Raw genomic sequence first — 13,015 nt, 5'->3', positions numbered from 1 at the left:
TTTGCTCACTCCGTTCTTTACATGAAATTTATTTACTAGCCATGAACCCATTGATACTCGCCAGATTTCAAGCGTTACTAGTCAAAATACATCCTTTATTAGCCAAAATAATGCAGTTTCTAGCCAAATTCCCCGCTTCTAAAAAAAATCCACAGAGAATAAAACTTTACTCATAACTGTTTTTTGTTGATTATTAGGCTTTAAGTCGCGGTACACTTAAATATTTGATAAGTCTGTCGATATAATAAATGATTTATATGGGTGGGTGTAATTATAGGGATGCTTATGCATAAACTTAACATGGAAACGCCCCCAATTAATCTATTTTTGGCTCATTGATTAGATTACTATGAAATTAAATATTTGGAGGGGTAAGTTTATGAAAAAAAAATTCAACTATTTAATTGCCTTGATTGTAGCAGCAACCGTTGCTCTTTCCGGATTTACACTGAACGTTTCAGCACAAAATAATGATGGTACAGAAACAGTCAACACTGCTCAAGCTGAACAAAGTACGAAAGGTCAACTATCAGAGGAACGTCTTCCGAATATCGCTATTCTAGCAACTGGTGGAACTATAGCCGGAACGGGATCTTCATCAACCCAGACGACTGGATATAAATCCGGAGATTTGGCAATTGATACTTTGATTGAAGCAGTTCCTGAAATGAAAGAGATAGCTAATATTTCAGGTGAGCAAATTGTTAGTGTCGATAGTACAGACATTACGGACGAAGTACTTTTAAAATTGGGTAAGAGAATTAATGAATTATTGGCTTCTGATGATGTAGATGGAATTGTAATTACTCATGGCACTGATACTATAGAAGAAACTGCCTATTTTTTGAACTTAGTTGTAAAAAGCGACAAGCCAGTAGTTTTAACTGCAGCTATGCGCCCTGCAACAGCGATGAGTGCGGATGGTCCTTTTAATTTATACAATGCCGTATTATTAGCTAGTCATAAAAATTCTAAAGGAAAAGGTGTCCTTGTTACACTTAACGACAGAATTTTGGCAGCTAGAAATGTAACGAAAACAAATACGACTGTAACAGATGCTTTTAAATCAATCGAAAATGGTTATTTAGGTACAATTGTTGCTGGAAAACCGTATTACTATAATAATGTTACTCATTTACATACAACTGATACTCCTTTCGATATTTCTACCATCGAAAAGTTGCCTCAGGTTGAGATCATTTATGGGTATCAGAACAGCCCTACTTATATGTACAAGGCTGCTGTAAATAACGGAGCGAAAGGAATTGTTGTTGCAGCACCTGGTGATGGTACATTGTCAGCGAATTCTCTCCAAGGCGTCGAATATGCTATGGAAAAAGGAGTGACAGTAGTCCGTTCTTCACGTGTAGGATCAGGAACTGTTTCTCCAAAAGAAGGGTTTATTACTTCAGACTCTCTAAATCCACAAAAAGCTCGTATTCTATTGATGCTTGCAATGACTGTAGCAGACAATCCTGAAGAGATCCAATCATTCTACAATCAATATTGATTTTCAAAAAGCACAGATGAAATAACAATACATGAATATGTTAATTTCAAAAAATCCAAATGAGCCTAAAATGATGTAGGACAAGGGTTAATTCCCTTGTCCTACTTTAATATTCCTTGCTACAATTACAACAAGTCGATCTTTCTTCATTAATAAATAATCATTTATATATTCCTTTTAATCTTGAGGACAGCAAGGATCTTTATCATCCTGAATGTTATATTTTGTTCTAATTAAATAAATAAAACGACAGACATCTCTGCTTAGCAAATTTTCAATTCTCTTTCATTAATTGAAGTTAGCAAGTAGAATTATTACTATAGATTAAGCAAGAGTTCTACTACGGATTAAATTTTAGTAAATGCATTTATTTTTCTTTCAATTATCAGTTAAAGAGAAGGGGTAGTTTAGTGAAAATTGACTCAAAAAAAGTAAACAAGTTTAGCTTGCGTAATTTACATGTAAAATTAGTTTTTTCCTTTATTCTAATCTTAATCATTCCTGCCTTAGCAATTGGATTATTATCCTATAACACGGCTAAAAATGAGATGGAAAAAAGTATATTGAGTAGTGTTAATGATAATGTGGCAATGCTGAATAGGGCAATAGACGACACAATTAATCCTAAATTAAGAGATATTGAAGTTTTAGCGAATAGAATCACTTCAAATCAATTCCAAGAATTAAATAGTCCTGAAATTCAAGCACCTTTGAAATTTTATCAACAAACGCATCCAGAAATCGACATGGTATATACAGGTAACGAAGATGGCGTATATATAATGGAGCCTGCAGAGCTAGGCCTACCGGATGGTTATGATGCGAGAGAGAGAGATTGGTATAAGCAGGCGATGGAACGTAAAGGAGAAATGGTAATTTCAGAACCTTATGTTGCCGCAAGCACGGGTGAAATGGTTATCACTATTTCCAAAGTAAATGTCGACGGTTCAGGAGTAGTAGGTATTGATATTAATCTTAATAAGTTACAGGAAGTAGCGCAAACCACTCAAATTGGTGAAGAGGGCTATGGATTTATTTTAGATCAAAACAAAAAGTATCTTGCTCACCCTACTGCTGAATTAGGAAGTGAAGCAGTAGATACAATCTATGACAATTTATATAAACAAGCAACGGGCCAGTTAAACGATAAGGTGGGTGGAGATTCTGTAACCTTTGACTACATTACAAATGAATTGACTGGATGGAAAATAGTCGGGAACTTCTATACGAAAGAAATTGAACAGGCCTCTGCCCCTATTTTACTTACATCATTGTTGGTGGCAGTAATCTCTGTCGTTTTGGGAATCATTGCTGTCATTTTCATCATTAAATCCGTTACAAAACCGATTATAAAATTGGTGGAATCGGCCGTAAAAGTAAGTCAAGGAGACCTAACTCAATACGTGGAAATACATACGAATGATATTATTGGTAAATTAGGTCAGGCTTTTAATGAGATGATAGATGGTCTGCGTATTCTTACAAAAAAAGTGGACCAGACAGCAGGAAAAGTGGCGGTTGCTTCAGAACAATTATCTACGAGTGCAGAAGAAATAAATATTGCAACTGAACAAGTAGCCTCTTCAATCCAAGAAGTAGCGATAAATGCGGAAACACAAACAAATACCGTTAATAAAGTATCCCAAACTTATAACGAAGTAGCGATTGGTGTTAGTAACATTGCCGAACGTTCATCAAAAGTTACAGACATTTCGCGTCAAGCTGTTCTCGAAGCAGATGAGGGGGGCAAAGCTGTATCTAAAACAGTTACTCAAATGCAGTCTATTCATACTTCTGTTAGCGAATCACATGAAACCATTCAATCTTTGCATGAGAGTTCTAAAGAGGTTAACGAAATTTTGAGCGTTATTTCAAGTATTGCGGATCAAACAAATTTGCTTGCCTTAAATGCAGCTATTGAAGCGGCCCGTGCAGGCGAACATGGAAAGGGCTTTGCGGTTGTAGCAGAAGAAGTAAGGCACCTTGCTGAACAAACGCAAACATCGGCTAAAGAAATTCACGCGATTATCACGAAGATTCAAGATGATACGGAAAATACAGTGGGTATTATGGAACGGATTACGGAGGATGTTAAAGAAGGAGTGGAGATTACAAGAGAAGCTATTGAGAAATTTAATGGGATTCTTCAAACTACCAATGAGATTTCTCCACAGATGGAAGAAGTTTCAGCAGCGGTAGAGCAAATGTCTGCAGCTATTCAGGAAGTAACTGCACAATCAGATAAGATTGTGCAAGTGGCACAAAGTAACGCCGCGACTTCTGAAGAGGTGGCTGCATCAGCAGAAGAACAGTTGGCATCGATGGAGGAAATTTCAGTTTCAGCTCAGTCGCTTTCGTCTCTGGCGGAAGATTTAAAATCTGCTATAGCTACCTTTAAATATTAAAAATATTTGTAGCAACCATTACTTATATACGAGACTAAGATTTTACAACTTAGGGCATCCATCTTCCATCTTAACGTGAAGCGTAGGTGGGAGATGAATGCTTGCCCTTATATCCCTATTATAAATTAGAACGTACGTTTCAATATGCGGGATTCTTGGTATAATAAAATATATTACCGCCTGATTGGAAGGAGCAAAATGATTCGTTCCATGAAGACACTGTTCCGAGCAAGGAAACCCTTGACCGATTTTCAGTGGAAGTTTGGAACCGGTATTTGGATTTGGCAATAGATAGGATCAGCTAATTAGTTTCGGCTGAATGTAGGGTAAATTAGTAAGTATCCGGAATACAGGCATCAATTTCAGCACTTTTTCATACTCTATGTATGAGGTGAAAAGATGGCAAGAGTTAAATATCGACAGGCAGACGTTGATTTAATGGCAAGGATGATGCGAGCAGAAGCCGTGGGTGAAGGAAACCAAGGAATGTTATATGTTGGAAATGTAATTGTGAATCGTGCTGCGGCCGATTGTTCGGACTTTAAAGATGTTCGAACAATTGAAGATGTCATATATCAAGTACAGGGTAATAACTATTCTTTTGAAGCGGTTCAAAAGGGGAATATGTTTTATCAAAAAGCGAGACCAAATGAACAAAGGTTAGCAGAGCAAACGTTGAAATATTGGCGTGAACATCCAGCAAAATACGCACTTTGGTACTTTAATCCATACGGTCCTTGTCCGCCAACATGGTACGGTCAACCGCATACAGGTCAATTTAAAAATCATTGTTTTTATGAGCCAGCTGCTGGAACATGTGAAAGTGTTTATATGGGGTAGGTTGTCTGGGGGGATAGTAATTTGGGGAATGTAACAGTTATCCGTTAAAGTAGAAATGTGAAAAATAACTAAGGTGCTAAGAAATTAGTGTGTTGATCCACATAGGATGAATGCACTTTTTTTATTGGAATTAAGTATATATTACAATTATGGGGCTTTAACTTATTAAGATTATTATGAAACGGTTCCTTTATCATGCAAATGCTTATCTAAATATTAAAACGTTCATCAATCTATGAAATTGATGAACGTTTTTTCTATTAAGGAGTGCTTGATTTTCATTAAAAACACTATGCAAATAGTGTTTATTGTTTTCAAGCTTCCCTTTAAAAAAGAAAAATAATATTCAACCATTATGCTTAGACTAATAATCTAGAATAACAATAATCAGTTGCATGTTACATAATGTTAGTGGACTGTGATGGTAAGTGTTATTAATGGATGATGCCTCTTCGCAAAGCTTCGGCTACACCTTGTACTCGGTTGAATACTTCGAGTTTCCGAATGGCGGATTTTACATAATCCTGTACGGTAAATTCGCTAATGCCAAGGGATACAGCCATTATTTTCGTACTTTCACCCCAGGACATTCTCTGCAATACGTCTATTTCCCGCCTACTAATTTTTTTGTCATTTCCAGGATAGTCATCTTCTCCAAATATTTGTCCTAAATGTTGCCCGTACATACCTAAAGAGTGAAGAAGATTATCATCAACCGTAAAGGAATCTGTACTCCCCATGCAAGCGTAGCCAACTACGTGAGAGCTATAACTAATGGGAACTACTATAAGTTCAGTAGTGACACCATTAGTAAATTTTAATGGTAGTTGGTGAATGGATTGTGAATCTATATGCTTAGGCTGTCTTTCCTTGATAGCTGAATAAATGGGCGGCATGTTCCGAACATCTTCCCTCCAATCCTGCAAAGAAGATATGCCTTTATCATCGATACATAATATGCCTTCACCAATTTTACTTAGTGTTGAATAGAAGTAGAGACTTACACGGGAAAAATTAAAAAGATCCATAAATCCACGGACGGCAAGGGTTTGCTTGTCGTAATGAGAAGGAACTGATGAAATAGATTTGATTTGTTTCATTATAGCTGCTTCAATCATGAAAATCCCCCTTTATGTATGTGTAGAATATTCACATTATAACAAAAAAAGATGTTATTACAAAATATTATAGATAATTTATTGTAACCTTTACAATAACGATTTTATTAGTTATCCGAGAATAAATATGACCTTTCATAGAAAATACCCCTTAATTTTAGGGGATATATTAAAAGGCGGATAAAAATTATTATTATATTTGTAAACGGTTACAGTTGAAAAATAAAAGTAATGGCAAAAGTCATTTTATAAAATGACTCTTAATAATTAGAGAGCAGGTGACGGAATTGAGTAATTATCTTTCTGAATTTCATTTAAGAACAGCTATATCAAGCGGTGCTGGAGCGAGAAGTTTGCTACCAGAAATGATTATGGGGTTAGGTGGAAAGCGAGCCCTCTTAATTACTGATAAAGGGATTGTTCAGGCGGGCGTTGCTGCGAGGATTACTGAATTATTTGAAAGTTTACAAGGGAATGTAGAACTTGTAGGCGTCTTTGATGAAATTGAGCAGGATGCTAAAGCAGAAAATATTACTAAAGCCGTTCAAGTTGCTAAAGAACTTAAAGCGGATGCATTGATTGCTCTAGGAGGAGGCAGTGTGCTAGACGCTGTAAAAGGTATCAAGTGGATGCTGCATAAAGGATATGAAAATACGGAGGAAGTACTTCATACGAGTATTCGAGAATTCCCTCCAGAAGCCCAACCGATGGACATTCCACATGTGGCAATTCCTACGACTGCCGGAACAGGTGCGGAAGTGTCGCCAATGGCTGTTATTTATAATGAAAAACTAGGTGTAAAAGTAGTGGTAAGGACACCTTATCTCAATGCTGACATGGCGATTTTGGATCCTGAATTGACAGTAGGGCTGCCTCCGAAGATTACAGCATTTACAGGAATGGATGCCTTGACGCATGCAATAGAAGGGTATTTTTCAACAACAGCTACGCCATTTACGGATTCGTATGCGTTGTATTCGGCCAAGTTAATTGCAGAGAATTTACCAATTGTAGTTAAGGATGGGTCGAACGTAGAAGCTAGAGGGAATATGTTAATGGCAAGTGCAATGGCAATAACGGCTTTTGGATTTGGAAACAATGGAGTGCCTGTGCATAATATGGCGCATGTATTTGGTGCTAAGTTTAGAATTCCACATGGTCTGGCCAATGCGGTACTTCTACCAAATGTAATGACTGCTTTGCCAGATTTATATTTACTGAAAATTAAGCAGTTTGCTGAGACGTTGGGAATCGAGACATCGTCATCGGATCCTCAAGATTGCTTGACAAAAGTTATTGAATTCATCCGAAATTTGCGTCAGCAAGTCGGTTTACCAGATACATTTGCTGAATTTAATCTAGATTCTAAAATTCTTGATTACATTGTGGAGGAAGTACAAAGTGATTCAGCATCGGGCAAGTTCCTAATTCCAGCAGATATTATTACGAAAGTAACAGAAGAAGTTGCTGGATTTATCCAAGTAAAGTGAACCGATAGCCTATTCAAAGGAGGTATAAATTCAATCATGTTAGATACTCAAGCAAAGAATTTCTTAGAGATGTTGGAGGGAAAAAAACCAACATCAGCTATGACACCTGAAGAAAATCGTGCTAATGGGGCAGCACTTCAAAAATTAGCAGGACCAGTAGAGCCAGTAGCTAAAGTAGAAGAATACTCGGTGGCTGTAAAAGATGGGGAAATTAAGGTGAGGATTTATACCCCTGAAGGAGAAGGGAATTTCCCGATATTTATTTATCTTCATGGAGGCGGATGGGTTTTAGGGGATCTTGATACAGTCGATGCACCATGTCGTAGCATTGCAAATCAAGCAGAGTGCATTGTCGTATCGGTTGATTATCGCAGAGCTCCTGAATATAAGTTCCCTGTTCCTCTTGAAGATTGTTATGAAGCTGCATTATGGGTAGCGAATCATGCAAGTGAATGGAAGGGAGATGCAACAAGAATTTCTATAGGTGGAGACAGTGCAGGTGGAAATTTAGCTACATGTGTTGCATTGAAAGCAAGAGATGAGCAAGGACCAACTTTCGTGTCCCAAATTTTAATCTACCCGGTAACAGATGTCTCTTTTAGTACAAATTCGTACAAGGAAAATGGAGAGGGATATTTCCTTACGCAGGATAGCATGGAATGGTTTGCGCAACATTATATCAACACTGAAGAAGACAAGTTGAACCCTTATGTGGCACCGCTACTAACGGGAAATCTTAGTAATCTCCCACCAGCATTAGTCATTACAGCTGGGTATGACCCACTTTGTGATGAAGGATTGGCTTATGCGAATCGGTTACAGGAAGCGGGAATTCAAGTGGATTACACTTGCTACGAAGGAATGATTCACGGATTTTTCTGGATGGCAGGAATTATGGATAAAGGTAAGCAAGCGATTGAGCAAGTATCTTTCCATTTGAGTGCATCCTTTACAAATAAATAAAATTACGAATAACGATAAATGAGCGTTTAAATATAGGGAGGAATTAAAATGACAAAAAAAGATCAAATCATTAATTTAGATGCAGTTATTATCGGAGCAGGTTTCTCAGGAATGTATATGTTATATCGCTTACGTGAAGCTGGATTTTCTGTTCGTACTTTCGAAGCAGCAGCAGGTGTTGGGGGCGTATGGTATGCAAACCGTTACCCGGGAGCACGTTGCGACTCAGAAAGTATCATTTATAACTATACGTTTTCTGATGAGCTACTTCAAGAATGGACATGGACTACTCGATTCCCAGCTCAAGAAGAAATATTAAAATATCTTAATTTCGCTGCAGATAAGCTAGATTTACGTCGTGATATTCAGTTCAATACACGTGTTACATCTGCTCATTATAACGAAATTAGTAAAAAGTGGGACATTCAACTTGATGATGGTACGAAAATAAATGCCACATATTTCATCACTGGGGTAGGCTGCCTATCTGCATCGAATATTCCAAACTTTAAAGGATTGGATAGTTTTGAAGGAGAGGCATATCACACGGGTCGTTGGCCGCATGAAAAGGTAGATTTCAGTAATAAACGTGTCGGTTTAATTGGTACTGGTTCAAGTGGTATTCAATCAATTCCGGTTATTGCGGAACAAGCAGGTCATCTGAATGTATTCCAAAGAACACCGGCATATAGTACACCTGCGAGAAACTATGTATATGACGAAGAGTTTATTCGTAAAACAAAAGAAAATTATGAAGAGATTAAACAACAAATTCGTTGGTCTTCAATGGGGTATCTTCATACGACAGTTAATAATCGATCAGCACTGGATGATACACCAGAAGAACGTGAGCAGCAATACCAAAAGATTTGGGACAGAGGCGGTTTAGGGTTTAGTCAAACATATAAAGATTTAATGGTAAATGAGGAATCTAATAAAACGGCGAGCGAATTTATTCATGCGAAGATCGACAAAGTTGTCGAAAACCCTGAGGTAGCGAAAAAATTAAAACCAAGCTACTTCTACTCTGCAAAACGACCTGTTATTGACACGAATTATTATGAAACGTTTAACCGTGATAACGTTACTTTAGTAGATGTAAAGGCGACGCCAATTGTTGAAATTACGCCTAAAGGAATTAAAACTTCAGAAGGTGAATTTGAATTGGATATTATTGTTTTTGCAACAGGGTATGACGCAATGACAGGACCATTATTTAAAATTGATATTCGCGGTAAAGAAGGCGTGTCACTGAAAGATAAATGGGCTGATGGAACACAAACGAGAACTTACCTAGGTATTGCCAATGCTGGTTTCCCGAACATGTTTATGATTACGGGTCCTGAAAGTCCTTCCGTGTTATCAAACGTACCTGTATCAATTGAGCAGCATGTTGAATGGATCGGTGATTGTATCGAATATTTACGCGAAAATGAACTAGAAACGATTGAGGCGAATGTAGAAGCGGAAAATGCATGGAGCAAAAATTGTTTAGAAATCGCTCAATCTACACTTCTTACAAAGGTCGAGTCTTGGTATACGGGTGCAAATATTGAAGATAAACCACGTGGATTCCCTATTTATACTGGTGGCGTTGGGAATTACCGCAAAATTTGCGATGAAGTAACAGCTAAAGGTTATGAAGGATTTACGTTAACACCTGCACGTTCTAAAGAGCCAATTTCTTAAAAGGCTGTACGGGGGCTTAATAATTTTTAGTATTTCGGAAAATCCAACGATGTTTCGTTTGGATTTTCTGCTAGATATCAAATCGCAAAAGGAGTGTTGAATAATGTTTATCAATGGAGAATGGTTAGAAACAGATAAAGTATTTGAAGTAAATAATCCGGCTACAGGCGAAACAGTGGATACGGTTTATTTTGTCGGCGAAGAAGAAACGAATGAAGCGATTCAAGCAGCGAAGAATGCATTTCCGGGGTGGTCAGCGCTACCAGCAGAACAGCGCGGTTCATATTTATCGAAAATTGCAGTGAAATTAGGCGAGAAGAAGGAAGAAATAGCCCAAATTATTACAATGGAAATGGGGAAAACAATACATCATGCTCGACAAGAAGTAGGTTCAACGATTGCCTTCTTCCAATGGTTTGCCGAAGAAGCACGCAGAGTTTATGGAGATGTTATTCCGCCATCACTTCCTAACAAGCGTATTCAAGCGATTCGCCAGCCTATTGGTGTTGTAGCAGCTATTACCCCTTGGAATTTCCCGTTATCTATGGCGGCTAGAAAGTTAGGACCAGCTTTAGCGACAGGATGTACAGTAATTTTAAGACCTTCAAGGGAAGCTCCATTATCTTCTGTTGCGTTATTTAAAATTATTGATGAGGTCGGTTTGCCTAAAGGCGTAGCAAATCTCGTTATTGGACAATCAGGTCCTATTGTTAACACGATTATGAACAGTAGCATTGTAAAAAAGGTTTCCTTTACGGGTTCAACAGAAGTTGGAAAAATCCTTATTGAACAATCTGCAAAAACTGTCAAACGCGTGTCAATGGAATTAGGTGGACATGCACCATTTATCGTTTTCGATGATGCTGATCTCGATTTGGCTGTGGACGGTTTACTAGTAAGTAAATTTGGTTCTAACGGACAACAATGTATATGTCCAAACCGAATTTATGTGCAAGAAAATGTATATGAAGAATTTGCCGAGAAGCTGAAAGAAAAAGTTCAAAAGATTAAAGTAGGGAATGGGCTGGATGAACAAAATGGAATGGGTCCATTAATCTATGCAGAAGCAATCAACAAAGTACAAGAGCAAGTGGATGATGCTATTCTTTTAGGGGCTTGTGTGCTTAATGGTGGGAAGAAATTGACAGGGGATGAGTACGCAAATGGCCATTTCTATCCACCAACGGTTTTAGCAGATGTTACGGATGACATGCTAATTACGAGGGAAGAAACATTTGGACCTGTTATTCCACTAATCAAGTTCAAGAGTGAAGAAGAAGTAATTGAAAGAGCAAATGCTATTGAATATGGACTTGCTTCTTACTTCTTTACAAAAGATCTTTCTCGTAAGTACCGTGTTTCTGAACAATTGGAATACGGTATGGTCGGAGTGAATGATGCCGTTCCTTTTGCAGTTCAAATCCCATTTGGTGGCGTAAAAGAGAGCGGTATGGGCCGTGAAGGTGGAAAGTATGGAATGGATGACTATTTAGACATAAAAATGATTTCGGTACAGATTTAATAGATGATTGAAACAAGTTAAATGGAGCTATTTGCCTTCATCTCACCTCAATAAATAGGTGAGATGAAGGCAATGTACTTTACTGTTTTGTGGGTATCACGTCTAGTTGGGTATTAATATTTAATAAAAGAAATTTCAATAACCATAATTAAGGGGGGAATATTTATGCGTTGGATAGTTTTAGCTATTCTATTTTTGGGTTTTTTAATTAACTTTGCAGATAAAAGTGTTGTAGGGCTTGCTGTAGGTCCATTAATGGAAGAATTGAATTTGAGTTATGCACAATGGGGACTTATTGGTAGTAGCTTTTTCTGGATATTTCCTGTAGCGGCAGTTCTCATAGGATTTATTACTGACAAAGTTTCTCCTAAAATAATTATAGGCTTTATGCTTTTAGCGTGGTCACTTTTACAGTTTGGGGGCTATTTAATCGGTGGTTTTGCAACGCTCCTTTTGTACCGTATTTTCCTTGGATTTGCTGAAGGGGGTTATGCCCCAGCGTCACTTAGACAATTATTTGCGTATTTCCCCCTATCAATGCGGGCCCGAGTAACGACTATATTTACACTAGGTTCAACGGTTGGAGCGTATGCAGTTGCGCCACTAGTTGTACTTTTACTTCAATTAGTAGGTTGGAGACATTCGTTTGCGATTATGGGGTTATTCAGTTTGGTTCTGTTAGTTGTATGGGTTGTCGTAATACCTAAAAAAACGCCAGAGCTTGAAGAACTGAAAGTGGAGGATAGCTCTACTCCGAAAAGGAAAGTACCTTGGTCGGAATTATACCTAGTTTTATTATCACCTACGAGCATATTTACATTATTTATGACGTTTGGGTTCTTTTGTTTATCAAGTTGGATGCAAATTTGGATGCCTTTATATTTTTTAGAGGTAACTCAAATTTCGCAAATGCAAATGGCATATGCCACATTAACAGTCGGTTTAACGTCGATGATTGTGTCGTTATCAATGGCGACTATATCTGACCGCGTATTCAAAAAGACAAAAAGCTTACGTGAGGGACGTGTAAAGGTAACTGGAGTAGGTATGCTTATTGCTGGTTTAGTTTTTGGCTCCCTTTACTTTACGAACTCAGTTGTGTGGGCTATTTTAGGAATTACATTGGCATATGGATTTAGTTTCCTAATACTTTCAACATCTCATATTATTATTGGTAGCCAACTTCCTGAACGTACATCAACGCTTTCTGGAATAATTGTCGCTTTTTCTAATGTTGCAGCAGCTTTGTGCGCAATGGCCGTTGGATTCATTATACAAAGTGTCGGTATCGAAAATTCAAGTATAGGGTTTAAATATTCGTTTCTAATGATTTCTGCCATTATGGTAATCGTTGCAGTTCTGTTTATGGTCTTTGTTCATCCAGAAGGAAAGAAGAAAAAGGCCGAAGCAGTTGATGTAGAAAAGGTAGTCTCAAGTTCTTAAGGATTATGGATTTGATGAATGCAAAAATCAGTAAG

General features: G+C 37.7%; 9 protein-coding genes. 8 read left to right on the top strand and 1 reads right to left on the bottom strand.

All coding sequences use genetic code 11. The features are described 5' to 3' along the window. Window positions 1-379: 379 nt before the first annotated feature. The 3 genes from ACQKIH_RS17125 to ACQKIH_RS17115 all read left to right on the top strand — a co-directional run bounded on the left by ACQKIH_RS17125 (window position 380) and on the right by ACQKIH_RS17115 (window position 4,755). On the top strand, window positions 380-1,510 hold the full coding sequence (locus ACQKIH_RS17125) for a type II asparaginase (protein WP_427768017.1): 1,131 nt from the start codon (window positions 380-382) through the stop codon (window positions 1,508-1,510). 410 nt (window positions 1,511-1,920) lie between these two features. Further along, window positions 1,921-3,915, top strand: coding sequence for a methyl-accepting chemotaxis protein (locus ACQKIH_RS17120; protein WP_427768016.1), 1,995 nt, complete (start codon window positions 1,921-1,923; stop codon window positions 3,913-3,915). A gap of 399 nt (window positions 3,916-4,314) precedes the next feature. Then, the gene (locus ACQKIH_RS17115; RefSeq protein ID WP_427768015.1) at window positions 4,315-4,755 is read left to right on the top strand and encodes a cell wall hydrolase; all 441 of its coding nucleotides are present in this window, start codon (window positions 4,315-4,317) and stop codon (window positions 4,753-4,755) included. Between the two features lie 434 nt (window positions 4,756-5,189). Here the strand turns inward: ACQKIH_RS17115 and ACQKIH_RS17110 are convergent, their stop codons facing one another. Continuing rightward, the gene (locus ACQKIH_RS17110) at window positions 5,190-5,873 is read right to left on the bottom strand and encodes a response regulator transcription factor (protein ID WP_427768014.1); all 684 of its coding nucleotides are present in this window, start codon (window positions 5,871-5,873) and stop codon (window positions 5,190-5,192) included. Between the two features lie 287 nt (window positions 5,874-6,160). Between ACQKIH_RS17110 and ACQKIH_RS17105 the strand changes: the two genes are divergently transcribed. From ACQKIH_RS17105 to ACQKIH_RS17085, 5 genes are all read left to right on the top strand, one after another. Continuing rightward, complete coding sequence (locus ACQKIH_RS17105) at window positions 6,161-7,363, top strand: iron-containing alcohol dehydrogenase (RefSeq protein ID WP_427768013.1); 1,203 nt, start codon at window positions 6,161-6,163, stop codon at window positions 7,361-7,363. A 36-nt stretch (window positions 7,364-7,399) separates the two neighbouring features. After that, window positions 7,400-8,326, top strand: a complete 927-nt coding sequence (locus ACQKIH_RS17100) for an alpha/beta hydrolase (protein WP_427768012.1) — start codon at window positions 7,400-7,402, stop codon at window positions 8,324-8,326. Window positions 8,327-8,374: 48 nt separating this feature from the next. Beyond that, entirely contained in the window at window positions 8,375-10,015 is a 1,641-nt protein-coding gene (locus ACQKIH_RS17095; RefSeq protein WP_427768011.1) for a flavin-containing monooxygenase, read from the top strand. A 103-nt stretch (window positions 10,016-10,118) separates the two neighbouring features. Continuing rightward, a complete protein-coding gene (locus ACQKIH_RS17090) occupies window positions 10,119-11,537 on the top strand; it encodes an NAD-dependent succinate-semialdehyde dehydrogenase (protein ID WP_427768010.1) in 1,419 nt (472 codons plus the stop codon). 165 nt (window positions 11,538-11,702) lie between these two features. Next, window positions 11,703-12,980, top strand: coding sequence for an MFS transporter (locus ACQKIH_RS17085; protein ID WP_427768009.1), 1,278 nt, complete (start codon window positions 11,703-11,705; stop codon window positions 12,978-12,980). Window positions 12,981-13,015: the final 35 nt, after the last annotated feature.

The sequence above is a fragment of the Solibacillus cecembensis genome (assembly GCF_050272495.1).
GTDB classification, from domain to species: Bacteria; Bacillota; Bacilli; order Bacillales_A; family Planococcaceae; genus Solibacillus; species Solibacillus cecembensis.
The sequence above is the reverse complement of the archived record's forward strand: the minus strand, read 5'-3'. Positions and strand labels throughout refer to the sequence as shown.

Excerpts from the sequence above, each read along its gene's own strand:
- ACQKIH_RS17125 (WP_427768017.1), top strand. The coding sequence starts at position 380 with ATGAAAAAAAAATTCAACTATTTAATTGCCTTGATTGTAGCAGCAACC.
- ACQKIH_RS17115 (WP_427768015.1), top strand. The coding sequence starts at position 4,315 with ATGGCAAGAGTTAAATATCGACAGGCAGACGTTGATTTAATGGCAAGG.
- ACQKIH_RS17110 (WP_427768014.1), bottom strand. The coding sequence starts at position 5,873 with ATGATTGAAGCAGCTATAATGAAACAAATCAAATCTATTTCATCAGTT.
- ACQKIH_RS17100 (WP_427768012.1), top strand. The coding sequence starts at position 7,400 with ATGTTAGATACTCAAGCAAAGAATTTCTTAGAGATGTTGGAGGGAAAA.
- ACQKIH_RS17095 (WP_427768011.1), top strand. The coding sequence starts at position 8,375 with ATGACAAAAAAAGATCAAATCATTAATTTAGATGCAGTTATTATCGGA.
- ACQKIH_RS17090 (WP_427768010.1), top strand. The coding sequence starts at position 10,119 with ATGTTTATCAATGGAGAATGGTTAGAAACAGATAAAGTATTTGAAGTA.
- ACQKIH_RS17085 (WP_427768009.1), top strand. The coding sequence starts at position 11,703 with ATGCGTTGGATAGTTTTAGCTATTCTATTTTTGGGTTTTTTAATTAAC.